General features: G+C 57.9%; 22 protein-coding genes. 13 read left to right on the top strand and 9 right to left on the bottom strand.

What is annotated here, in order from left to right; translation table 11 throughout:
- Positions 1-3 precede the first annotated feature (3 nt).
- From OKC40_RS10260 to OKC40_RS10240, 5 genes are all read right to left on the bottom strand, one after another.
- On the bottom strand, positions 4-1,542 hold the full coding sequence (locus tag OKC40_RS10260) for an inactive transglutaminase family protein (protein WP_040067874.1): 1,539 nt from the start codon (positions 1,540-1,542) through the stop codon (positions 4-6).
- A gap of 3 nt (positions 1,543-1,545) precedes the next feature.
- A complete protein-coding gene (locus tag OKC40_RS10255; RefSeq protein ID WP_040067873.1) occupies positions 1,546-2,334 on the bottom strand; it encodes an ATP-dependent zinc protease family protein in 789 nt (262 codons plus the stop codon).
- Positions 2,335-2,386: 52 nt separating this feature from the next.
- The gene (cmoB, locus tag OKC40_RS10250) at positions 2,387-3,364 is read right to left on the bottom strand and encodes a tRNA 5-methoxyuridine(34)/uridine 5-oxyacetic acid(34) synthase CmoB (protein ID WP_042656037.1); all 978 of its coding nucleotides are present in this window, start codon (positions 3,362-3,364) and stop codon (positions 2,387-2,389) included.
- Positions 3,361-4,107 carry a carboxy-S-adenosyl-L-methionine synthase CmoA gene (gene cmoA, locus OKC40_RS10245; protein ID WP_042656038.1) on the bottom strand — a complete coding sequence of 249 codons (747 nt, stop codon included), beginning with the start codon at positions 4,105-4,107 and terminating at the stop codon, positions 3,361-3,363. Before cmoA ends, cmoB begins: the two co-directional genes overlap by 4 nt.
- Positions 4,108-4,382: 275 nt before the next feature.
- The gene (locus OKC40_RS10240; RefSeq protein ID WP_042656039.1) at positions 4,383-5,231 is read right to left on the bottom strand and encodes a DUF72 domain-containing protein; all 849 of its coding nucleotides are present in this window, start codon (positions 5,229-5,231) and stop codon (positions 4,383-4,385) included.
- A gap of 162 nt (positions 5,232-5,393) precedes the next feature.
- Here OKC40_RS10240 and OKC40_RS10235 point away from each other — a divergent pair, with 162 nt between their 5' ends.
- The 3 genes from OKC40_RS10235 to OKC40_RS10225 all read left to right on the top strand — a co-directional run bounded on the left by OKC40_RS10235 (position 5,394) and on the right by OKC40_RS10225 (position 8,287).
- Positions 5,394-5,645: an FmdB family zinc ribbon protein gene (locus tag OKC40_RS10235; RefSeq protein WP_005337686.1), complete on the top strand. Its 252-nt coding sequence runs from the start codon at positions 5,394-5,396 to the stop codon at positions 5,643-5,645.
- A gap of 32 nt (positions 5,646-5,677) precedes the next feature.
- Positions 5,678-7,444, top strand: coding sequence for an aspartate--tRNA ligase (gene aspS / locus OKC40_RS10230; protein WP_270795056.1), 1,767 nt, complete (start codon positions 5,678-5,680; stop codon positions 7,442-7,444).
- 102 nt (positions 7,445-7,546) lie between these two features.
- Positions 7,547-8,287, top strand: a complete 741-nt coding sequence (locus tag OKC40_RS10225; protein ID WP_270795055.1) for a YebC/PmpR family DNA-binding transcriptional regulator — start codon at positions 7,547-7,549, stop codon at positions 8,285-8,287.
- Positions 8,288-8,877: 590 nt separating this feature from the next.
- Here OKC40_RS10225 and adhE read toward each other — a convergent pair.
- Entirely contained in the window at positions 8,878-11,550 is a 2,673-nt protein-coding gene (gene adhE / locus OKC40_RS10220; RefSeq protein ID WP_270795054.1) for a bifunctional acetaldehyde-CoA/alcohol dehydrogenase, read from the bottom strand.
- A gap of 840 nt (positions 11,551-12,390) precedes the next feature.
- On the opposite strand from adhE, the gene OKC40_RS10215 reads away from it, so the two are divergent.
- From OKC40_RS10215 to OKC40_RS10175, 9 genes are all read left to right on the top strand, one after another.
- Positions 12,391-13,026, top strand: a complete 636-nt coding sequence (locus tag OKC40_RS10215; RefSeq protein ID WP_005337678.1) for a YchE family NAAT transporter — start codon at positions 12,391-12,393, stop codon at positions 13,024-13,026.
- Positions 13,027-13,305: 279 nt separating this feature from the next.
- Positions 13,306-14,925: an ABC transporter substrate-binding protein gene (locus tag OKC40_RS10210; protein ID WP_042656042.1), complete on the top strand. Its 1,620-nt coding sequence runs from the start codon at positions 13,306-13,308 to the stop codon at positions 14,923-14,925.
- A 98-nt stretch (positions 14,926-15,023) separates the two neighbouring features.
- On the top strand, positions 15,024-15,944 hold the full coding sequence (gene oppB / locus OKC40_RS10205) for an oligopeptide ABC transporter permease OppB (protein WP_042057779.1): 921 nt from the start codon (positions 15,024-15,026) through the stop codon (positions 15,942-15,944).
- 14 nt (positions 15,945-15,958) lie between these two features.
- Positions 15,959-16,870 (top strand): oligopeptide ABC transporter permease OppC, encoded by a 912-nt coding sequence (gene oppC / locus OKC40_RS10200; protein ID WP_005337670.1) that lies wholly within the window; start codon positions 15,959-15,961, stop codon positions 16,868-16,870.
- A gap of 54 nt (positions 16,871-16,924) precedes the next feature.
- On the top strand, positions 16,925-17,905 hold the full coding sequence (locus OKC40_RS10195) for an ABC transporter ATP-binding protein (RefSeq protein WP_033137998.1): 981 nt from the start codon (positions 16,925-16,927) through the stop codon (positions 17,903-17,905).
- Entirely contained in the window at positions 17,906-18,901 is a 996-nt protein-coding gene (oppF, locus tag OKC40_RS10190) for a murein tripeptide/oligopeptide ABC transporter ATP binding protein OppF (RefSeq protein WP_270795050.1), read from the top strand.
- Positions 18,902-19,203: 302 nt separating this feature from the next.
- A complete protein-coding gene (locus OKC40_RS10185; protein WP_005353134.1) occupies positions 19,204-20,148 on the top strand; it encodes a TerC family protein in 945 nt (314 codons plus the stop codon).
- Positions 20,145-20,279: a hypothetical protein gene (locus OKC40_RS10180; protein WP_267967795.1), complete on the top strand. Its 135-nt coding sequence runs from the start codon at positions 20,145-20,147 to the stop codon at positions 20,277-20,279. The genes OKC40_RS10185 and OKC40_RS10180 overlap by 4 nt, the downstream gene beginning before the upstream one ends.
- Entirely contained in the window at positions 20,276-20,410 is a 135-nt protein-coding gene (locus tag OKC40_RS10175; RefSeq protein WP_270795076.1) for a hypothetical protein, read from the top strand. The genes OKC40_RS10180 and OKC40_RS10175 overlap by 4 nt, the downstream gene beginning before the upstream one ends.
- A gap of 66 nt (positions 20,411-20,476) precedes the next feature.
- Here OKC40_RS10175 and alr read toward each other — a convergent pair whose 3' ends face one another.
- Entirely contained in the window at positions 20,477-21,703 is a 1,227-nt protein-coding gene (gene alr / locus OKC40_RS10170; protein ID WP_270795048.1) for an alanine racemase, read from the bottom strand.
- A gap of 173 nt (positions 21,704-21,876) precedes the next feature.
- On the opposite strand from alr, the gene OKC40_RS10165 reads away from it, so the two are divergent.
- Positions 21,877-22,326: a methyltransferase family protein gene (locus tag OKC40_RS10165; RefSeq protein ID WP_234604178.1), complete on the top strand. Its 450-nt coding sequence runs from the start codon at positions 21,877-21,879 to the stop codon at positions 22,324-22,326.
- Between the two features lie 97 nt (positions 22,327-22,423).
- Here the strand turns inward: OKC40_RS10165 and tapW are convergent, their stop codons facing one another.
- Together tapW and OKC40_RS10155 are read right to left on the bottom strand one after the other, a co-directional pair.
- Positions 22,424-23,563, bottom strand: coding sequence for a type IVa pilus ATPase TapW (gene tapW / locus OKC40_RS10160; protein WP_042057762.1), 1,140 nt, complete (start codon positions 23,561-23,563; stop codon positions 22,424-22,426).
- Positions 23,564-23,621: 58 nt separating this feature from the next.
- Positions 23,622-23,978: a DMT family protein gene (locus OKC40_RS10155; RefSeq protein WP_075112061.1), complete on the bottom strand. Its 357-nt coding sequence runs from the start codon at positions 23,976-23,978 to the stop codon at positions 23,622-23,624.
- Positions 23,979-24,061 lie beyond the last annotated feature (83 nt).

Below are 24,061 nucleotides of genomic sequence, written 5' to 3'. Positions count from 1 at the left end.
CGGTTACTTGTCCTTACCCGGGGTGACGCCAGATTTCATCTCGTCCACCAGCGGCTTGAAGCGCTTCAGTTCGCTCAGCTTGTAGCCGGTGTAGTTACCCATCAACAGTACGGTCGCCATCAGCACCAGCTGCAGGCCGAGGAAGTTGAAGGTGAGGTGACGGATCAGCTCGTTATCCATGGCCAGATAGGCGATGACGGCAACCAGCAGAGAGCCACCACCCTGGCGGAACACCTCTTTCGGGCCCTCTTCTTCCCACAGGATGGACATCCGTTCGATGGTCCAGGAGAGGATGATCATCGGGAAGAAGGTGATCTTCATCCCGTCGGTCAGCCCCAGCTTGAAGGCGAACGCGGAGAAGATACCGATCATCGAGATAACCATGATGATGATGGCCGATATTCGGGCGACCAGCAGCAGGTTAAGCCGCGACAGATAGGAACGGATAACAAGACCGGTACCGACGATCAGCAGGAAGCCGATCAGACCGGTGACCAGCGAGGTCTGGATAAAGGCGACCGCGATCAGCACCGGCATGAAGGTACCGGAGGTCTTGATCCCCACCAGCACCCGCAGGAACACCACCATCAGCACGCCGATCGGGATCAGCAGCAAGCCCTTGAACAGGGTCTGCTCTTCCAGCGGCAGGCTGTGGATGGAGAAGTTCATCATCTCTGATTTCTCGAACTTCTGCGCCAGCGCCACGCTGACTGGCTGCTCCTGCTCGATCATCGAGAAGCTGACTCGGGAGTTATGACCACCGGTCACGTCCAGCAGGGCGCCGGAGTTGTATTCCCACAGCAGCAGGTTGGCCGGACGGCCCTGCTCACCGGTTTGCGGGTTGAACAACTTGTAGTCGGTCGGGCTGTTGAACACCTGCAGGTAATCCACCAGCTCCTGACGACGGCGGCCATCTTCCAGATTCAGGGCATGTACCACGCGGGTCGGCACGTCAGCATTGTTGAGCAGCTCGGCGATCAGGTTGGCGCGGCTCTTGTGCTTTTTCAGCAGCTCGGCGTTCTGCTCCTGCTTCTCGATCTCCTTGATGATCTCGCGAGTCAGGGTGTAGCCATCGGCAGAGCGCTCCTGCGCCCGCTCGAGGATCTGCTTCATCGCGGTGGCATAAGGCTCACTCTCGATCTGCTTCTCGATGGCGGGCGGCTGCGGATTGGCCGCCGGTTTGGCATGGGCATCCGCCATCATGTCGACGCGGTAGTAGAGCTCCTGACGGCCAGAGGCGGTGCGGATGGACCACTCGGCGCGGGCATCGCCATCTTTCTCGACAAAGGAGAGACCGTAGCCGGGGCTGGCGGCGTTCTCGTTCATCAGGGTGAAACCGGGCTGGGTGCCCGGAATGGCCAGGGAGGCGATCACCGGATCACCGGTCGCCTCGAACTCCAGCTTGGCTTCGATGGACCAGATCTGGCGCTTTTCACCGGGCGTCAGCGGCACATCCAACGCGATATGGTGATAGATCGTCATCCCCAGGCCGACAATGTACAGCAGGGCTACCAGCAAATAGAACGGCTTACGGGAAACCATGGATTATTTCACATCCTTGAGCTTGGGTTTGGGTTGGATATATTCGCGGGCCACATCAACCACGGCGATGTCTTTCAAAAATTCGCGACCCAGCAGCACAGGGAAGGTCATGTCGCTACGGTCTTTCAGGGTAAATTCGGCTTTCTCGGTCATGTCGCCAATGCGCACGGCCAGACGCACCACCGGACGGCGGTCAAGATCGTCGGCAGAGGCCTGACGCACCCGCACGTGACGTACCAGCGGCGCTTCGATCTGGATCTTGTCGTCCACATCCTGATGGCTCAGGAAGAAGCGCACCCAGTTTTTGCCGTTGCGCTCGAAAATGGTGATCTCCTGCGCACTGATGGAGGAGGTGGTCGCACCGGTATCGACCCGTGCCTGGAAGGCGTCGTTGGCGGCATCAACCCAGATCCACTCTGCTTCACCGACCATCAGCTTGCCATCGATGGTGTGACCCTGATTGGGGGCCGGGCACTTCTCGGTGGGGATGGCCATCGGCTTGGGCGGCTCGGACGGGAGGGTGGCGAGCTTGTGGTCTACTTGCTTGACGGACTCTTTCATATTGGTGACATCTGTGTTGAGCTGAACCAGCAGGTGCTGTTGCTGCACATACTGCTTCTGTTGCTGTTCCATGGATGTTTGCAGGCGCTGCTCGCTCTGGCTCAGCTCGCTACGAAGCTCGGCCAGCGTCAGAGCTGGAACCTGAGGCGCTTTTTCCATATTGACACACCCGCCGAGACTAAGCAGGGAGAGCAGGGTCATTCCTTTTAATTTGCTTTTCATGTCATTCATTTAACTGTGCTTCCTGGAATGGGGTCAGTGTAACTTCCACAAGCGCCACCGGCTAGTCTTTGGCCTTGCGGGCAATCAGTACGGCACGTTTCGGCGCCGGGTGTCCTTCTACCGTGAGTGCCGGATTGTCTGGATCCAGATAGTCACTCAGGGATTCATTAATCATCCAGTCGGTACGACGCTGTTCGTCGGTGCTGGTCATATTCTCGTCTACTATCCGCACGTCGGTGAAGCCGCAGCGCTCGACCCACAGCTTGAGGGCGGCACTGGAGGGAATAAACCAGACGTTGCGCATCTTGCCGTATCGGTCGGTCGGCACCAGCACATCGTTGACGCCACCATCGATCACCAGGGTCTCCAGCACCAGCTCGCCATCGTCTTTCAATTGATTGCGCAGCTGTTCGATGTGCTCGATGGGGGATTTGCGGTGATAGAGCACCCCCATGGAGAAGACGGTGTCAAAGGCGCGTAGCTCCGGCAACTCCTGAATACCGAGCGGCAACAGGTGGGCGCGTTGATCATTGCCCGCGAAGTGACGAATAGCCTCGAACTGGCAGAGGAACAGTGGGCTCGGGTCGATGCCGACTGCCAGCTTGGCCCCTTCACCCACCATGCGCCAGAGGTGGTAGCCGCTGCCACAGCCTACATCCAGCACGTAGCGTCCCTCGAGCGGGCTGATATGGGGCAACACCCGATCCCACTTCCAGTCAGAGCGCCACTCGGTATCTATGTGGATGCCGTGCACGGTGAATGGCCCCTTGCGCCATGGCATAAAGTGGCGCAGCAGGCTCTCGACCTTCTTTCGCTCCCCTTCGCCAAGGCTCTCGGCCGAGCCTATCTCGACCCGGCTTTTCAGCTCGATGTTGCCGGGGGATACCACCGGCAGCTTGTTGAGGGCACGATTCCAGCGCGGCAGATCGCCATGCTGGTTGTCATGTTGCCAGGCATGCAGCTGGGCGGGCAGGGTATGCAGCCAGTGGCTCAGCCGGTTTTTGGCAATCAGTTGATAGAAATTGGCAAAGTCGATCATGGCTGGGCGTCGCTGGATTTGATGGCAATCATGGAGCCGAAGTTGAAGCACTGGAACCAGAGATCCTGATGGGTGAAACCGGCATCCCGCAGGCGGGCACGGTGGGTCTCCAGGCTGTCGGTGCGCATCACGTTCTCAAGGGCGGTGCGTTTCTGGCTGATCTCCAGCTCGCTGTAGCCATTGGCCCGCTTGAAATCCAGGTGCAGCTCGATAAGCAGCTCGTTGACCGGCTCATCTTCGAAGCGGAACTTCTCGCTCAGGATCAGGATCCCGCCCGGGCGCAGACCATCGTGAATGCGCTGGATCAGGGCGGCCCGTTTCTCTGGCTCGACAAATTGCAGGGTGAAGTTGAGCACCACCACGGAGGCGTTCTCGATCTCGATGTCGCAGATATCCGCTTCCACCAACTCCACCGGCACCTCGGATTTGAAACCGGAGAGGTGGGCGCGGGCGCGCTCGATCATCGGGTGGGAGAGATCCACCGCGGTGATGCGGCAACCGGGCTGGCTGATATGGCGACGCATCGCCTGGGTGGCGGCGCCCAGTGAGCAGCCGAGATCATAGAGTCGGCTCTCGGGTTGGGCGTAGCGGGCGGCCATCATGCCGATGGCGGAGATGATGTTGCTGTAACCCGGCACCGAGCGCTGGATCATATCGGGAAATACGTCGACGACCTGTTCGTCAAAACAGAAGTCGCCCAATCGGGCGATCGGGGCGGCAAAAATTTGGTCTTTGGTCTGCATGCTGGCGCAACCTGACAGTCGGGACATCACCCGGCTGTATTGTTCAATTGAGTCGTTGGATGATACCCATCAGAGTAGGTCAATCATCTGTTTACGAACGGGGTGGCTGGTCATGAAATCCTTTGGACCTGTCCTGTTCGTACGGGCCATGTTCCGGACCCTTACTTGGGGCGGTAGTGTAGAGGATTGATGGCCGTTTGTCTTGACGCCAGGGCTTGCCTCGCCACAAAAAAGCGCTTTTTTTGCAGCGAAACGATGGCCGCAGAATGGGTTGGCTAAAAGCGCAGCACTCCCTGACGCGCGCGATCGTTTTCCCCCGGCCAGGGGGCCATCTCCTGCTCCAGCAAGCGGGTGATTTGGCGGGCCAATTCCGGTGCCCGGGCGTTGTCGGCAGTATGTATATAGAGGTAGAGATCTTTCCCCTCCGCGAGCCACTGACGCCAGTGAGGGAGCCAGCTTGGCAGGAAGGGGTGGTTCGCCGCCGGATCCGGCAGGCCGATAAAGCGCACCATGGGGGCACTGGCGGTGGCCAGCAGATGCACCGGCAGGCGCGGCTTCTTGCCCTGGGCATCGACAAGGGTCGCCGTGGTTGCTGGCACCGAGAAGAGCGGGCGGCTATCGAGCATCACCCGGTTGACCCCTTGTTCCATCAGCAGTCGGTTCAATGCCCGCTCGGCCTCCCCCTTGGCGAAGAAGTCGGGGTGGCGCACCTCGAGGGCGTAGCGAAACGCCCGCGGCAGCCGCTCGAGAAAGGCCGCCAGTCTGGCCAACCCCTCCGGGCCGAAGCGGGCAGGCAGTTGCAGGGTGAGCAGCCCCAGCTTGTCGTGTAGCGGCGCAAGCAGCCGAATAAAGTCGGTCACCTGTTTATCTGCGCTCACCAGATCGCTCTGGTGACTGATGGTTTGCGGAAACTTGAAGTTGAAACGAAAGTGATCGGGAACTGCATCGGCCCAGCGCTGCACCGTATCGGGGGTCGGCAGGGCGTAGAAAGTGGTGTTGCCCTCCACCGAATTGAACACGGTGGCGTAGTGGGCGAGGTGCTCGGCAGGCTTGGCGCCAAGGCCCAGTAGCTGGCCGGGCCAGCTGGGGTGGGACCACTGTGGCAGGCCCAAATAGAGGCTCATGGTGGCTATTCTCTTCGCTTTTGGTGCATTCGTGCCGATTTTTTGCCCGCTTTTTGCCATCGAGTGCAAAAAACTGGCGAAAGGAGGCTGCTGGCCATTTTACCCAAAAGGGGGTTTTCCTCTATAATGCCAGCCCTTTTGTTTTTCAATTTCTTGTGACCCATGCCTATCTACGAATATCGTTGCGACGTCTGTGGCCATGAATTGGCAAAACTGCAAAAGCTTTCCGATGCCCCCCTGACCGACTGTCCGGCCTGTAGCAAGCCGAATCTGGTCAAGCTGATATCGGCGGCAGGCTTCCGGCTCAAGGGAACCGGATGGTACGAGACTGATTTCAAACCGGGTAAGAAAAAGAATCTGGCCAGCTGTGAGACAGACGGTGCTTGCCAGTCGTGCCCGGCGGCCCAAGGTTAACCGTCTCTCTACAATTTCGAAGGAAGAAGTCCATGCGCTCTATCTATTGCGGACAGGTCAATGAGGCCCATGCAGGGCAGACCATTACATTGTGCGGTTGGGTTCATCGTCGTCGTGATCTCGGCGGTCTGATCTTTATCGATATGCGCGACCGGGAAGGGATCGTTCAGGTGTTCTTCGATCCGGACAAGCCGGACGCGTTCGCGCTGGCCTCCGAGCTGCGCGGTGAGTTCTGCATCCAGGTTACCGGTGTGGTGCGTACCCGTCCGGACTCCCAGCGCAACAGCGACATGGCCACTGGCGCCATCGAAGTGTTCGCCCACGAACTCAACATCATCAACCGTGCCGAGCCGCTGCCCCTTGACTTCAACCAGGTCAACAGCGAAGAGATCAGCCTCAAGTATCGCTACCTGGATCTGCGTCGCCCCGAGATGGCCAAGTACCTGAAGACCCGTGCCAAGGCCAGCGCCTTCGTACGCCGCTTCATGGACGAGCACGGCTTCCTCGATATCGAGACCCCGATGCTCACCAAGGCCACCCCGGAAGGTGCTCGTGACTATTTGGTGCCGAGCCGCGTGCACAAGGGCAAGTTCTACGCGCTGCCGCAATCTCCGCAGCTGTTCAAGCAGTTGCTGATGATGTCCGGCTTCGACCGCTACTACCAGATCGTCAAGTGCTTCCGTGACGAAGACCTGCGTGCCGACCGCCAGCCGGAATTCACCCAGATCGACGTGGAGACCTCCTTCATGACCGCGCCGCAAGTGCGTGAGATCATGGAAGAGATGATCCGCAAACTGTGGATGCACATCCTGAACGTGGATCTGGGCGACTTCCCGATCATGACCTTCGACGAAGCGATGCGTCGCTTCGGCTCCGACAAGCCAGACCTGCGTCTGCCGATGGAGCTGGTCGATGTGGCAGACCTCTTGACCTCCGTCGAGTTCGCCGTGTTCGCGGGTCCCGCCAACGATCCGAAAGGCCGCGTGGCAGCCCTGAAAGTCCCGGGCGGCGCCGAGCTTTCTCGCAAGCAGATCGACGAGTACACCAAGTTTGTCGGCATCTACGGTGCCAAGGGCCTGGCCTGGATGAAGGTCAACGAAGCCGCCAACGGCCTCGAAGGCGTACAGTCTCCGGTTGCCAAGTTCCTCTCCGACGAGATCGTGCGCGAGATCCTGGCCCGTACCGGCGCTGCTGACGGCGACATCATCTTCTTCGGCGCTGATTCCAAGAAAGTGGTCTGCGATGCCATGGGCGCCCTGCGTCTGAAAGTGGGCCGCGATCTGGGTCTGCTGGAGAACAGCTGGAAGCCGCTGTGGGTCATCGACTTCCCGATGTTCGAGGAAGATGGCGAAGGCGGTCTGGCTGCCATGCACCACCCGTTTACCGCACCGAGCAACATGGGCCCGAGCGAGCTGAAAGCCAACCCGGTGGCGGCTTACGCCAACGCCTACGACATGGTGATCAACGGTTACGAAGTGGGTGGCGGTTCTGTCCGTATCCACAACAGCGACATGCAGTCCACCGTGTTCGACATCCTCGGCATCACCCCGGCCGAGCAGCGCCTGAAGTTCGGCTTCCTGCTGGATGCCCTGAAGTACGGTACCCCGCCGCACGCCGGTCTGGCCTTCGGTCTGGATCGTCTGAGCATGCTGCTGACCGGCACCGAAAACATTCGGGACGTCATCGCCTTCCCGAAAACGACCGCGGCCGCCTGTCTGATGACAGACGCCCCCAGCCTTGCCAACGCCGCCCAACTGGGTGAGCTGGCGATTGCAACCACCGTCAAGGGCGACGAGTAAGCCGATACCGGCACCGGAGGCCGCCGCCGTGCGGCCTCTGTGTTTCCCTTGGGTTAGTCATGATCAGTGTTACTGACATTTAAAAAATAACGGAGAGTCTCTATGGCAGGTCACAGTAAATGGGCCAACATCAAACACCGCAAGGCCGCTCAGGACGCCAAGCGTGGCAAGATCTTCACCAAGCTGATCCGCGAAATCACCACTTCCGCGCGTCTTGGTGATCCGGATCCGGCCAACAACCCACGCCTGCGTGCCGCGGTGACTGCCGCCCTGACCAACAACATGACCCGCGACACCATCAACCGCGCCATTGCGCGTGGCGCCGGTGGTGGCGATGGCGAACAGCTCGAGACCATCGTGTATGAAGGCTACGGCCCGGCTGGCTCTGCCGTGATGGTGGAGTGCCTGACCGACAACCGTAACCGTACCGTAGCCGAAGTGCGTCACGCCTTCAGCAAGTGCGGTGGCAACCTGGGCACCGACGGCTCCGTCGCCTATCTGTTCAGCAAGAAAGGTCTGCTGACCTTCGTGGGCGTGGACGAAGATGCCCTGATGGACGCGGCGCTGGAAGCGGGCGCCGATGACGTGGTCACCGAAGAGGATGGCTCCATCGAGGTGTATACCACCCCGAACGACTTCGGCACCGTGCTGGATGGTCTGGAAGCTGCGGGCTTCAAGCCCGAGAACGCCGAAGTGACCATGATCCCCTCGACCGAAGCCGAGCTGGATGCAGAAACTGCGCCCAAGCTGATGCGTCTGATCGATATGCTGGAAGATCTGGACGACGTGCAAGAGGTCTATCACAACGGCTCCATCTCCGATGAAGTTGCTGCGACCCTCTGATCGCTTAGTCGTGCTCTCCCGATGGCAGCCAGATGGCTGCCATTTTTTTATCTTTGCATGGGTGACACCGCTGACGAGTCAGGTGATCCGCCGGTGCAACCCTTCTCTGCGCTCACTGCTTTTCCCGCTTTCTCTGTGCATGGTCATTGCACTGTTCCTGTGGGGCGGTTAGCCCCGCACGTACGCTGGTTGGCGTTCTGCTGCGTTGCGTGGTGATGGCGCGGCTTCTCTGATCCTGTTTATTACGCGTGCGGCTCTTTGGGTGGAGTTGACTGCTCGTGCCTGCCAGTCAGGCAAATTGTGTTACGGGTAGGGGAGACGAGGTGATGGAGCGTGCTCTTGTTATCACAGAGTGGCCATCAATGCCGGTCACGGGTTGGGATGCTGATAACGGATTAGCCGGGGCCGAGTTTGCTGGTTGGTTGGTTGGTTGGTTGGTTGGTTGGTTGGTTGGTTGGTTGGTTGGTTGGTTGGTTGGTTGGTTGGTTGGTTGGGAAGATACCGCAATCGGCAGGGAGAGGAGGGCGGTGATAAGTGGCAGATAAAAAAAGCCCGCGCAATGCGCGGGCTTGTTATCTCAGGGCTGGTTATCAGGCCTTGGATTTCTTCTTGCCTTCAACCTTGGCTTCAACCGGGGCAGCAGCAGCTGGAGCAGCAACGCCTTCGGTGAACGGACGGCCGTAGTAGGTGTCCATCAGGATGGCTTTCAGCTCGCTGATCAGCGGGTAGCGCGGGTTGGCGCCGGTGCACTGGTCATCGAAGGCTTCGATGGCCAGCTGGTCAACCTTGGCCAGGAAGTCAGCTTCAGACACGCCAGCTTCACGGATGGAGGCCGGGATGCCCAGAGTGGCTTTCAGGTCGTCCAGCCATACCAGCAGCTTCTCGATCTTGGCAGCGGTGCGGTCACCGGCAGCGCTCAGACCCAGATGGTCAGCCACTTCGGCGTAACGACGGCGAGCTTGCGGACGGTCGTACTGGGAGAACGCAGTCTGCTTGGTCGGGTTGTCGTTGGCGTTGTAGCGGATCACGTTGCTGATCAGCAGGGCGTTGGCCAGACCGTGCGGAATGTGGAATTCAGCACCCAGTTTGTGAGCCATGGAGTGGCACACACCCAGGAAGGCGTTGGCGAACGCGATGCCGGCGATGGTGGCGGCGTTGTGTACTTTCTCGCGAGCAACCGGGTCGTTGGCACCGTTCAGGTAGCTGGACGGCAGGTACTCTTTCAGCAGTTTCAGCGCTTGCAGCGCCTGACCGTCGGAGTACTCGTTGGCCAGTACGGACACGTAGGCTTCCATGGCGTGAGTCACGGCATCGATACCACCGAAGGCACACAGAGACTTCGGCATACCCATGACCAGGTTGGCATCAACGATGGCCATGTTCGGGGTCAGCTCGTAGTCAGCCAGCGGGTACTTCATGCCAGTGGCGTCGTCGGTTACGACCGCAAACGGAGTCACTTCAGAACCGGTACCGGAAGTGGTGGTGATACAGACCAGTTCGGCCTTCACGCCCATTTTCGGGAACTTGTAGATACGCTTGCGGATGTCCATGAAGCGCATGGCCAAGTCTTCGAACGCAGTTTCCGGGTGCTCGTACATGACCCACATGATCTTGGCCGCATCCATCGGTGAACCACCACCCAGCGCAACGATAACGTCAGGCTTGAAGGAGTTGGCCATCTCGGCGCCTTTGCGAACCACGGACAGAGTCGGGTCAGCTTCTACTTCGTAGAACACTTCCACTTCCATCTTCAGGCCCTTGAGCAGACGAACCACTTCGTCGGCGTAGCCGTTGTTGAACAGGAAGCGGTCGGTCACGACCAGAGCGCGCTTTTTACCTTCCAGGTCGCCCAGAGCGATCGGCAGGGAACCACGACGGAAGTAGATGGATTTCGGAAGTTTGTGCCACAGCATATTTTCTGCCCGTTTTGCGACTGTCTTCTTGTTGATCAGGTGCTTGGGACCCACGTTTTCGGAGATGGAGTTACCACCCCAGGAACCGCAACCCAGCGTCAAAGACGGAGCAATGGCAAAGTTGTACAGGTCACCGATACCACCCTGAGTGGTCGGGGTGTTGATCAGGATACGGGCGGTTTTCATCTTGTCGCCGAAGTACTTGATGCGGTCGGCGTTGCGATCCTGGTCGGTGTACAGACCGGAGGTGTGGCCGATACCACCCAGGTTGACCATTTTGCAGGCCATTTCGACGGCTTCTTCGAAGTTCTTGGCACGGAACATACCCAGAGTCGGGGAGAGCTTCTCGTGAGCGAACTCTTCCTCTTCACACACTTCCAGACCTTCACCGATGAGGATCTTGGTGGTAGCAGGTACGGTCACGCCAGACATTTCGGCGATCTTGGTAGCAGGCTGGCCCACGATGTTGGCGTTCATGGCACCGTTGATCAGGATGACCTTACGGACCTTGTCAGCTTCTTCTTTGGTCAGTACATAACCGTTGTGAGTCGCGAAACGCTCTTTCACCTGGTCATAGATGGAGTCAACCACGATAACGGCTTGCTCGGAGGCACAGACTACGCCGTTGTCGAAGGTTTTGGACATCAGGATGGAGGCAACAGCACGCTTCACATCGGCAGTTTCGTCGATAACAACAGGTACGTTACCGGCACCTACACCGATAGCCGGCTTACCGGAGGAGTAAGCAGCTTTCACCATGCCCGGGCCACCGGTGGCCAGGATCAGGTTGATGTCGTTGTGCTTCATCAGGGCGTTGGACAGTTCAACAGTCGGTTGATCGATCCAGCCGATGATGTCTTTCGGTGCACCGGCGGCAATGGCTGCATCCAGTACCAGCTTGGCAGCGGTATTGGTGGAGTTCTTGGCACGGGGGTGCGGGGAGAAGATGATTGCGTTGCGGGTCTTCAGGGAGATCAGGGATTTGAAGATCGCAGTGGAAGTCGGGTTGGTGGTCGGTACGATACCGCAGATGATACCTACCGGCTCGGCGATGGTGATGGTACCCATCTCGTCATCTTCACTGAGGATGCCGCAGGTCTTCTCTTCTTTGTACTTGTTGTAGATGTATTCGGAGGCGAAGTGGTTCTTGATAACCTTGTCTTCGATGATACCCATACCGGACTCTTCCACGGCCATTTGGGCCAGGGGGATACGGGCATTGCTGGCGGCCAGGGCGGCGGCACGGAAGATCTTGTCTACCTGCTCTTGTGAGAAGCTGGCGAATTCACGCTGGGCTTCCTTAACGCGGGCGACCAGTGCATCCAGTTCAGCCATATTGGTTACTGCCATGTTTATCTCCTGATTATTTGAAAACTGTTTAGTAAGACGTTGGCAATGCCCGGCAATTATAGTCGCCCTGTCAAGGCGGTATCGTTGCAACAGCTTTTTCACATGCCTTACTAAATCGCTTTCTGAGTCGATTATAGAGCGGGGCTGACTCAGAAAAACTTGATCTGGATCATGTGTAACAAAAGAACAAAAGAAATTTTATTTCACAATCCTTGTTTGACTGATGTTACAGGAGTGTGCTGGCAAGGGGAAGGCGAGTGACTTGTTAATACATGGTAATAAACCACATTTATCAAATGGTTAATTGCATTTTGAGATCGGGATGAAGAGCTGTTTTGGCGGTATTGGTTAGCAAATATGAGTGAATCGGTTTCAAAACCACCGACAAACGCGCTTTATTTCCGCATTTGTTGCGAAAATGATTGTTGTTTTAATCCATGACTAATCTGCTTTATTGCCCGAGGGAGCCATTTCTGCCCGCTTTACCCGTTTTGGCATTGCGGCTCTCCGGCCGATTCATGTCAGTGGTGCCGGGCCTGAAAGATGGGGAACGTCGCAGGTGGAGTCTCTCGGGTCGCCTTTCCATCCAGTCAGTCACCGTCAGCGCTGCAGGGCCTGATTAAACAGGCTCGCGTTCACTCTTGTGACGCGGGTCGGGCGGTGGCAGGGGCTTTTGGCATTTGTTTATGCCAGTTAGCGCGGATGCATTAGATGAACTAACTAAAAACCCCCAAAAATGGTGAGATTATTTGATTGGTGCCCGCTCTGGCTATGATGTAAATTTACGCACGAAATTAATGGACTGGCCCAGTGGGCCCGAAACTCTATTGGAAGGCGCCTATGGCAGCAATTGACGTCTCGCTGTATCTGAAGTTTTTTGTCGGTTTGTTCGCAATTATCAACCCGCTGGGTCTGTTGCCGGTGTTTGTCAGCCTGACCAGCCACCATACCCAGGCCGAGCGGATGAAAACCAATACCACCGCCAATATCGCGGTGATGGTGATCCTGCTGGTCTCCATGTATATGGGGCAGCTGATCCTCGATGGGTTTGGCATCTCGCTGGCGTCGTTCCGCATTGCCGGCGGTTCGCTCATCACCCTGATCGCCTGGTCGATGCTGCAGGGCAAGCTCGGTGAAGTGAAACACAACAAGCAGGAGAAGGGTGAACTGGCGGTACGCGAGTCTATCGCCGTGGTGCCGCTGGCGCTGCCGCTGATGGCGGGCCCCGGTGCCATCTCTTCGGTCATCGTCTATGCCAGCCAGAGTCACTGGCAGCAACTGCTCGGCATGTCAGTCGTTGTCGTTGTTTTCTCCTTCTGCTCCTGGCTCATCTTCCGCGCCGCACCGCTGCTGTTCAAGATCATGGGCAACACCGGCATCAACGTGGTGACCCGTATCATGGGCCTTATCATGATGTCCCTTGGCATCGAGATCATGGTGGCCGGCATCAAGGGGGTTTTCCCCAGCCTGATGTGAGCCAGGTCTGTTTTATGAAAGCCGGTCCTCGTGACCGGCTTTTTATTGGTTGCTTTTTGCCCGCGCTTTTCTAGAATCGGTCGTTTGTGTAAAAAATGAGCGTGGCGCTGGTGTTTTAATACTGAGAAAGCACGCCGCTGCTGGTTTTTTGACCAGAAAATGCCGATTACCCTGACAATATCTGTTGCATTATCGGAATTGGCAGGGAATTATGCTGGGAGCGGGTTTTAACCCCGTCACTTTAAAAAACGCATGGAATGTTCTTGTTGGAGTAGGGAAATGACTCATAAAAAAACAATGATTAACACACTGCTGATGGCTGCACTGTTTGGTGGCGTCAATGTGGCTCAGGCTGCCGATGTCCCGGCGGGAACCAAGCTGGCTGAAGTCCAGCAACTGGTAAAAGGCAACGGCTCGGAGCCTGCGACCCTTGACCCGCACAAGACCGAAGGAACGGTCGAATCCAATATCCTGCGCGACCTGTTCGAGGGTCTGGTTGCTTCCGGCCCGAAAGGGGAAATTCTCCCGGCGGTGGCCGAATCCTGGGAAACCAAGGATAACAAGCACTACGTCTTCCACCTGCGCAAAGATGCCAAGTGGTCCAACGGTGACCCGGTCACCGCGCACGACTTCGAATTTGCCTTCAAACGCGCCGTCGATCCGAAAACCGCCTCTCCTTACTCCTGGTATCTGGAGATCCCGACCATTGCCAACGCATCCGAGATCATCGCTGGCAAGAAGCCGTCCGATACGCTGGGCGTGAAGGCGACCGACGACTACACCTTCGAAGTGCAGCTTGAGAAAGCGATCCCTTACTTCGTCAGCATGCTCTCCCACACCACCACCTACCCGGTGCCGAAGAAGGTGATCGAGAAGTTTGGTGACAAGTGGACCCAGCCGGAAAATATGGTATCCAACGGTGCCTATGCCCTGAAGAGCTGGGTGGTGAACGAGCGCGTTGAAGTGGAACGCAACAAGCACTACTGGAACGATGGCAAGACCGTTATCAACAAGGTGGTCTATCTGCCGATCCAGTCTACCAACGCCGATCTGAGCCGCTATCTGGCGGGCGAAGTGGACATCACCTATCAGATGCCCATCGAGCGCTTCAAGCAGATGAAGAAAGAGAAGCCGGACGAGCTGAAAGTGACTGGCTATGTCGGCACTTACTACTACCAGTACAACGTCAAGAAGAAGCCGTTTGACGATGTGCGTGTCCGTACCGCGCTCTCCTATGCCATCGATCGTAACGTGATCGCCGACAAGGTGATGGGTCAGGGTCAGACGCCGGGTTACACCCTGGTGCCGGACTTCGTCGATGGCTTCAAGCCGGTCGCCCCCGAGTGGTCGAAGATGACTCAGGCCGAGCGTGATGCCAAGGCCAAGGCGCTGCTGGAAGAGGCCGGTTTCGATGCCAGCAAGCCGCTGAAGTTCGAGCTGCTCTACAACACCGACGACAACCACAAGAAAGTGGCTGTGGCCGTTGCCTCCATGTGGAAGAAGCTGGGCGTGCAGGTGAGCCTGGTCAACCAGGAGTGGAAAACTTACCTGGAAACCAAGAAACAGGGTCAGTTTGACGTAGGTCGTGCCGGCTGGATCGCCGACTACAACGAAGCCTCGTCCATGCTGGATCTGATGCAGACCACCCACGGCAACAACGACGGCAAGTACTCCAATCCGGAGTTCGACAAGCTGATGGATTCGTCCCGTGATCAGGTCGATGTGGCTGCCCGCAACAAGCTCTACGTCCAGGCTGAAGAGATCCTGGCCAAGGACATGCCGATTGCGCCCATCTACCAGTACGTGACTGCCCGTATGGTCAAACCCTATGTAGGCGGCTACCCGGCCAACCCGCTGGATAACCTCTACAGCAAAGATATGTACATCATTGCTCACTGATTTAAAGCAACAAGTCGCATAACAAGCAGGGCCCGCCAGACGGCGGGCCTTTATTACAACCGCGACCATTTGGAAGCAGTTCAGGACAGGTAATGTCTATGTTGAAATTCATTTTTAAACGGCTATTGGAAGCGATCCCGACTCTGCTGGTCTTGATCACCGTCTCTTTCTTTATGATGCGTTTCGCCCCGGGTAACCCCTTTACCAGCGAGCGCTCACTGCCCCCCGAAGTCATCGCCAACATCGAGGCCAAATACGGGCTCGACAAACCCATTGGCATGCAATATCTCACCTACCTGGGTAACCTGGTGCAGGGTGATTTGGGGCCCTCTTTCAAATACAAGGATTTCACCGTCAATGATCTGGTGAGTCAGGCGTTGCCTGTGTCTGCCAAGATCGGGACCGCGGCCTTCTTCTTCGCCGTGCTGCTGGGGGTCACCTTCGGCACCATTGCTGCCCTGAAACAGAACACCATCATCGACTATCTGCTGATGTCGTCGGCCATGGCCGGGGTGGTGATACCGGGCTTTGTGCTGGCGCCCTTGCTGGTGCTGTTTTTCAGTATTCATCTGGGCTGGTTCCCTGCCGGTGGCTGGCAGGGTGGCGGTGTGCAGTTTATGGTGCTGCCGGTGTTTGGCATGATGATGTACTACATCTCCGCGATCTCGCGGATCATGCGGGGCAGCATGATCGAGACCATGAACTCCAACTTCATCCGTACCGCCCGTGCCAAGGGCTTGCCGCTGCGCCATATCATCCTGAAACACGCGCTGCGTCCGGCCATGCTGCCGGTGGTCTCCTATCTGGGCCCGGCCTTTGTCGGCATCATCACAGGTTCCGTGGTGATCGAGACCATCTTCGGCCTGCCGGGGATCGGTCAGCTGTTCGTCAACGGTGCCCTTAACCGTGATTACTCCATGGTGCTCGGTCTGACCATTCTGGTCGGCGCCCTCACCATCACCTTTAACGCTGTGGTCGATATTCTCTACGCCTTTATCGATCCCAAGATCCGTTACTAATTCGGGAGTTCATCATGGTTGTTTCAACTGAAAAACGCGATGCCGTCGAGGCGTTCGCGCAAAAAGTAGAAGTGGTGGAGGGGCGCTCCCTGTGGAAGGATGCCCGTCGCCGTTTCCTGCGCAACAAGGCGGCACTGACCAGCCTGATCATTCTGACCATCATCGGTCTGGCGGTCATCTTTGGCCCCCATCTGTCCCAATACACCTTTGACGATCCGGACTGGGGTGCGATGCAGTCGCCGCCGGATATGGAAGCGGGTCACTACTTCGGCACCGACAGTCTGGGGCGCGATCTGTTTGTGCGTACCCTCTTGGGCGGCCGTATCTCCCTGATGGTCGGCATCATGGGCGCCATGGTGGCGGTCATCATCGGCACCCTGTATGGCGCGGCCTCCGGCTTTATCGGTGGTCGGGTCGACAGCCTGATGATGCGGGTACTGGAGATCCTCAACGCCTTCCCCTTCATGTTCTTCGTCATCATGCTGGTCACCTTCTTTGGTCGCAATCTGGCGCTCATCTTTATCGCCATCGGGGCGGTGAGCTGGCTCGACATGGCGCGGATCGTGCGCGGCCAGACCCTGAGTCTCAAGAGCAAGGAGTTTATCGAGGCGGCCCACGTCTGTGGCGTCTCCAAGTGGAAGATCATCACCCGTCACATCGTACCGAACGTACTCGGTATCGTGGCCGTTTACGCCACCTTGCTGGTGCCGGGCATGATCATGTTTGAATCCTTCCTGAGTTTCCTGGGCCTTGGTGTTCAGGAACCGATGACCAGCTGGGGTGCCCTGCTGGATGAAGGCTCCAAGTCGATGGAAGTGGCCATCTGGCAACTGCTGTTCCCCGCCTGCTTTATGGTGGTGACCCTGTTTTGCTTCAACTTCCTCGGGGATGGTCTGCGTGACGCCCTCGATCCGAAAGATCGTTAATCGAGCATCGGATCGACAGGAAAGCATCACGAAAGATCGATAAGGAGTTTTTATATGAAGTTACTGGATGTGAAAGATCTGCGGGTCGAGTTCAAGACCCCGGACGGCAATGTGGTGGCGGTCAACGACCTCAACTTCTCCCTCGCCGCGGGCGAGACCCTGGGGATCGTGGGTGAGTCAGGCTCTGGCAAGTCCCAGACTGCCTTTGCCATCATGGGCCTGCTGGCCAAAAACGGCATTATTACCGGTTCCGCCAAGTTTCAGGGGGAGGAGATCCTCAACCTGCCGGAGTCCAAGCTCAACAAGATCCGCTCCGAGAAGATCGCCATGATCTTTCAGGACCCCATGACCTCGCTGAACCCCTACATGAAGGTGAAGGATCAGCTGATGGAAGTGCTGATGCTGCACAAAGGGGTAAGCAAGGCGGAAGCGTTCGAAGAGTCGGTGCGGATGCTCGATGCGGTGAAAATTCCCGAAGCGCGCAAGCGGATGGGGATGTATCCCCACGAGTTCTCCGGCGGCATGCGTCAGCGGGTGATGATCGCCATGGCGCTGCTCTGCCGGCCGCAATTGCTGATCGCCGATGAGCCGACCACAGCGCTCGACGTGACTGTACAGGCCCAGATCATGACCCTGATGAACGAGCTCAAGCGCGAGTTCAACACCGCCATCATCATGATCACCCACGACCTTGGCGTGGTTGCCGGTATCTGCAACAAGGTGCTGGTGATGTATGCCGGTCGTACCATGGAGTACGGCAAGGTAGACGATATCTTCTATCGCCCGAGCCACCCCTACACCGAAGGCTTGCTGCGCGCCATTCCCCGTCTCGATACCGAAGGGGAAGTGCTGCCCACCATCCCGGGCAATCCGCCCAACCTGCTGCGTCTGCCGACCGGCTGCCCCTTCCAGGAGCGTTGCCACCGGGTCAGCGAGATTTGCGGCCAGCAGTCACCGATCCTGACCCCGTTCAACGACGGTCGGGAGCGTGCTTGCCACTGGGTTTCGGATGCCATCAACAAGGGGGCCAACTAAATGGGTGCCGACAAAAAATTGCTGTTGGAAGTGTCTGACCTCAAGGTCCACTTCAGTATCAAGAGTGGCAAGGCGTGGCCCTGGGCCAAGCCGTCTGATCTGAAAGCAGTCGATGGCGTGACCATGCGTCTCTACGAAGGGGAGACCCTGGGAGTCGTAGGCGAGTCCGGCTGCGGCAAGTCGACCTTTGCCCGCGCCATCATCGGTCTGGTACCGGCCACCGATGGCAAGGTGGTGTGGCTCGGCGATGACCTCACCAAGCTTGACCAGAATGCCCTGCGCGAGAAGCGCAAAGAGATCCAGATGATCTTCCAGGACCCGCTGGCCTCGTTGAACCCGCGCATGACCATCGGCGACATCATCGCCGAGCCGCTCATCACCTTCTACCCGAAGCTGCCACGGGAAGAGGTGAAGGAGAAGGTGCGCGCCATGATGAGCAAGGTGGGGCTGTTGCCCAACTTGGTCAACCGCTACCCGCACGAGTTCTCCGGCGGCCAGTGCCAGCGGATCGGGATTGCCCGGGCGCTGATCCTCGAGCCCAAGATGATCATCTGTGACGAGCCGGTCTCGGCGCTCGATGTCTCCATTCAGGCGCAGGTGGTCAACCTGCTCAAGTCGCTGCAAAAGGAGATGGGGCTGTCGCTCATCTTCATCGCTCACGATCTGTCGGTGGTCAAACATATCTCCGATCGGGTGCTGGTGATGTATCTGGGCAACGCCGTCGAGCTGGGAACCCGCAAGGAGATCTTCGCCAATCCGTTGCACCCTTACACCAAGGCGCTGATGTCAGCGGTGCCGATCCCGGACCCGGAGCTGGAGCGCAACAAGGTGATCCAGATCCTGGAGGGGGACTTGCCCTCACCGATGAATCCACCGTCCGGTTGCGTGTTCCGTACTCGCTGCCCGGTGGCAGGCCCCGAGTGCGCCAAGACCCGGCCCGTGCTGGAGGGGAATTTCGATCACGGGGTCTCCTGCCTCAAGGTCGATCCGCTCTGATGGGGATATCTTGAACTTGTTTACGGGGCTCCTTGATGGAGCCCCGATTTATTTTTGACGACAGTGAAGATGCCTCTTGGCGTTATCTTTTCCCGCTGTTAATATCCGCCGCACAAGGGGAGTAACTTCTCGCCGGTTTGTCGTCATTACGGTGCACCCATATCCTGCAGTGCACCCGGCAGCCGGGCAGTTGATGAAAATCAGCTGTAAGTGAGACCTTGCCGAGAGGCAAGGTGTATCTGCTCCAAACGCAAACCCACGCCTCTCGGTCGTGGGTTTTGTCGTTTTTGGGAGAAGTGAAAATGGGTGAATGGTGGATGTGGACCGGTTTCTTCAGCATAGTGCTGGTCCTGTTATGGATAGACATACGCTTTGTTGGTGGCGGCAAGTCACACAAGGTGTCTCTCAAAGAGGCGGGTGTCTGGTCCCTCATCTGGATCAGTGTGGCCCTGCTCTTCAACCTCGCGATCTGGCTCTGGCTGGATCACAGCGCAGGCCGTGAAATCGCCAACCAGAAAGGGCTGGAGTTCCTTACCGGCTACCTTATCGAGAAAGCGCTGGCGGTGGACAACGTCTTCGTCTGGCTGATGCTGTTTGGCTACTTTGCTATTCCGGCCGAGCTGCAGCGCCGGGTGCTGCTGTACGGGGTACTGGGTGCCATCGTGATGCGTGCCGGTATGGTGTTCGCGGGCAGCTGGCTCATCGAGCAGTTCCACTGGATCCTCTATCTGTTCGGCGCCTTCTTGCTGCTGACCGGTGCCAAGATGCTGTGGGCGGCCGACAAGGAGCCTGACTTGGCCAACAACCCGCTGCTGGGCTGGATGCGCCGTCGCTTCAAGGTGACCGAGACCCTGGAAGGGGAGAAGTTCTTCGTCTGGCGCGACGGTGTGCGTTATGCCACTCCGCTGCTGCTCATTCTGGTGCTGGTGGAGGTGAGCGACCTCATCTTCGCGGTGGACAGTATCCCGGCCATCTTCGCGGTGACTACGGATCCCTTCATCGTGCTGACCTCCAACATCTTCGCCATCATGGGTCTGCGTGCCATGTACTTCCTGCTGGCCGGTGTGGCTGATCGCTTTGCCCTGCTGAAGTACGGTCTGGCGCTGATCCTGATGTTTATCGGGGTCAAGATGCTGCTGCTGGATATCTTCAAGATCCCGACCGGCATTGCATTGGGCGTAGTTGCGTTGATCCTGCTGGCATCCATGGGGTTGAGTCTGTTTGTGACCCGCAAAAAGGCGGCGTGAAGCGGCCTCAATCATCTCGGTGGGGTCTGTTCAAGATCCCCCTGAGTGACATTGCACTGGGTGTAGTTGCGCTGATCCTGCTGGCATCCATGGGGCTGAGTCTGTTTGTGACCCGTAAAAAGGCGGCGTGAAGCGACTCCAATCATCTCGGTGGGGTCTGTTCAAGATCCCCCTGAGTGACATCGCACTGGGCGTAGTCGCGCTGATCCTGCTGGCATCCATGGGGCTGAGTCTGTTTGTGACCCGTAAAAAAGCCGCTTGAGCGCGGCAGACAATGAAGTAGTAACAGAAAGGGCTCCATAGAGAGCCCTTTTTTCATATCGCGTGATTAGCGTTTGATCTTTTTGGGGTTGGTGTAGCCCCAGATGGTGTACATGTCCGCCAACAGGGCGCCGTTGTACTCTTCCAGATCCGCCTGTTTCACTTCGGCCTCGCCCTGACGGCCAAACAGCACCACCTCATCACCGGGTTTCACCCCTTTGAGATCAGTGACGTCCACCATGATGGTGTTCATGGAGGTCTTGCCGACCACCGGCACCTTTTGACCCTGGATCAGCACATAGGCCTTGTTGCTGAGCGCACGGCGGTAGCCATCGGAGTAGCCCAGCGGCAGGTTGGCGAGCCAGGAGTCGCGCTTGAGGGTGAAGGTGCGGTCATAGCCGACGGTGTTGCCGGCCGGGTAGTGGTTGACCGAGGCGACCTGGGTCTTGAATGCCATCACCCGCTTGTATTCGGTGTAGGAGGGGATGGAGTCACCGTAGAGCAGGCCACCCGGGCGCACCATGTCGAAGTAGGCGTCCGGCACTTCCAGGGTGGCGAAGGAGTTGGCGGCGTGGATGGTGATCTTGCTGCGATCCAGCTTGCCCGCTTCCAGCAGCCACTGGGAGTCCAGTTTGAACTGGGCCAGCCCCATCTTGACATCCTCTTTCTCCTCCACCGGGAAGTGGGTCATGATGCCGACAGGGGTGATCCCCTTGAGCTTGAGCATGGCCAGCGCATCCTGCTTGGCATCGGCCAGACGCAGGTCGATGCCGTTGCGGCTCATGCCGGCAGAGTTGAGACCTATGTGTACCGGAATATTGGTGTGGTGGCGCTGGGCGATGTCGGCGATCCCCTGGGCACTCACCAGACTGCCGATCAGCTCTTCCATCTTGTAGGGCAGCGCCTGCTCCACTTCGGCTGGGGTGGCGGCACGCACCCGCATCAGACGGCCGGTAAAGCCCTTCTCGCGGGCGACGCGGGCCTCTTCGTTGCTGGCGATGCCGATGCAGGGGATATTGGCCTTGACCACGGAGGGGACCAGCAGGTCGATGCCATGACCATAGGCGTCGGCCTTCATGATGGCGCAGATCTGCGGACCCTTGTCGCCGAGGCGATCCTTGAGGGTCTGGATATTGTGTTCGAAGGCGCCCAGATCCACTTCCAACCAGGCGTTGCTGGCGGTTTGCTCCTGACCGTTGCGATGATCCGTCGCAAGGGGCTGATAGGGAGCCGCAACGGCTTGGCCCGCGAGCAGGCCGAAGATCAGGGTGGCCAATAGCGTTTTCTTGTGCATGGTGATTCCTTTTTGTTGTTCGCGTTGGATAGTTTGGATGAGAGCGTCAACATTGGCTGTGGTCTAACGACAACTTGTTGTTATTATTATGATCTTTGTCACTCTCAACAGGCGCTGACTGGTTGGGAGTCTACCGCAACACGGGGTCGGCTGACACTTGTCAGGGGAAGAAAATGGTCAATCTTGAGTTACGTTTGCCACCACCGCTGATCTTCCTGCTCTGTGCGGGAATCATGTGGTGGCTAAGAGGGGAGAGCCAGCCCGGTATCTGGGCAATGGTGCTGATGGCTGCGCTGGTCGTGGTAGGGGTCATCATGGGCTTTGGCGCCCTGCAACGGTTTCGCCACCATCAGACCACGGTCAGCCCCACCAGGCCTCAGCACACCAGTCGTCTGGTGACCTGTGGCGTCTATCGCTTCAGCCGCAATCCCATGTATCTGGGGCTGCTCTGCTGGCTGTCCGCCTGGGGCTGTTATCTCGGTGGAGTTTGGGTGTGGGCTGGGCCGATCGTGCTGGTGGCCTGGTTGACCCGTTTCCAGATCCTGCCGGAGGAGCGGCTGCTGCGCGCTCACTTCGGCGACGAGTATATGGATTATTGCCAGCGCGTTCGCCGCTGGTGCTGAAGGGCAGTGATCTGTGCGGGGTGAGCGGATAAACCGGATGGGGTGTGCCGGATAAAAGAGAACCCCGGGCAGGCCCGGGGTTCTCGCTGGTGGCAGATTAGAACATATCGTCCTTCTCGTCCTTGGTGGGTTCGAGGCTCCAGCCGGTGGCATCGCTGCTGCTGGCAATCTGTCCCTTCTCCTTCCACAGCTTGATCTTGAGGCGCAGGTTGTTGGCCGAGTCGGCGTTCTTCACCGCCTCTTCCTCCTCGATCACCCCTTCCACCACCAGATCAAACAGGGCACTGTCGAAGGTGACCATGCCAAGGGCCTTGGATTTCTCCATCACCTCCTTGAGGCCACCAAACTCGCCGCGCTTGATCATGTCGCGGATGGTGTGGGTGCCGAGCATGATCTCCACCGCGGCCCGGCGGCCGCCATCGGTGGTTTTCACCAGCCGCTGGGAGACAAAGGCCTTGAGGTTGTTGCCCAGATCGTTGAGCAGCTGCGGGCGGCGCTCCTCGGGGAAGAAGTTGATGATGCGATCCAGCGCCTGGTTGGCGTTGTTGGCGTGCAGGGTGGAGATGGCAAGGTGGCCGGTTTCGGAGAAGGCCAGCGCATGCTCCATGGTTTCGCGATCGCGAATTTCACCGATAAGGATCACGTCCGGTGCCTGACGCAGGGTGTTTTTCAGCGCGGCGTGGAAGCTGCGGGTATCCACCCCCACCTCCCGTTGGTTGATGATGCTCTTGCGGTGGCGGTGGACGAACTCCACCGGATCTTCGATGGTGATGATGTGGCCGCCGCTGTTGCGGTTGCGATGGTCGATAAGGGCCGCCAGCGAGGTCGATTTACCCGAGCCAGTGCCGCCGACAAACAGCACCAGACCCCGTTTCTCCATGATGGTGTCGAGCAGCACCGGCGGGAGTTTCAGGTCTTCAAAGCGGGGGATTTCAGTCTTGATGTTGCGCGCTACCAGGGAGACTTCGTTGCGCTGCTTGAAGATGTTGACCCGAAAGCGGCCGATCTGGGGCAGGGAGATGGCGAGGTTCATCTCCAGCTCCTTGTCAAACTGCAGTTTCTGCTCGCCATCCATGATCTCGGCGGCGATCCGTGCCACTTCTCCCGGCTCCAGCGGCGTTTCATTCAGGGGGCGCAGGCCGCCGTTGAACTTGGCGCAGGGAGGGGCGCCGGTCGACAGATAGAGGTCTGAGCCATCCTGCTTGGCCAGGATCTGTAACATGTCTCGCAATTCCATTTTTTTGCCTCGTCTATCAATGAGATGCCATGAGCGGGATGATATTGAGTGTACAGCGTCAGGCGCCGGTCAGTTTCTCGCGAAAGACAAAAAAGACCGCACCCATAATGCAGAGCCCTGCCCAGAGGTAGTCCCATTTCAGATCTTCCTTGAGATAGAAGATAGAGAAGGGGACGAATACGGTGAGGGTGATCACCTCTTGCAGGATTTTCAGTTGCCCCACGCTCATCACCGTATGGCCGATGCGGTTGGCGGGCACCTGCAACAGGTATTCGAACAGGGCGATGCCCCAGCTCACCAGGGCGGCAATGATCCAGGGTTTGTGGTTCATGCTCTTGAGATGAGCGTACCAGGCGAATGTCATGAAGACGTTGCTGCATAGCAGCAGGCCGATACTGGCGAAAATCGGGTTCATAGGGTTCTCCTTTAAAATCCGGCGCATTTTATCCCTGAACTACGGGTTTTCATACGTGGTGCGGAAGGGTATTTTTAACCAAC

Origin of the sequence: Aeromonas sp. QDB11 (genome assembly GCF_027705265.1) — a bacterium.
Lineage (GTDB): Bacteria > Pseudomonadota > Gammaproteobacteria > Enterobacterales > Aeromonadaceae > Aeromonas > Aeromonas allosaccharophila.
Note: the sequence above shows the minus strand (reverse complement) of the source record. Positions and strands in the feature narration are given on the sequence as shown.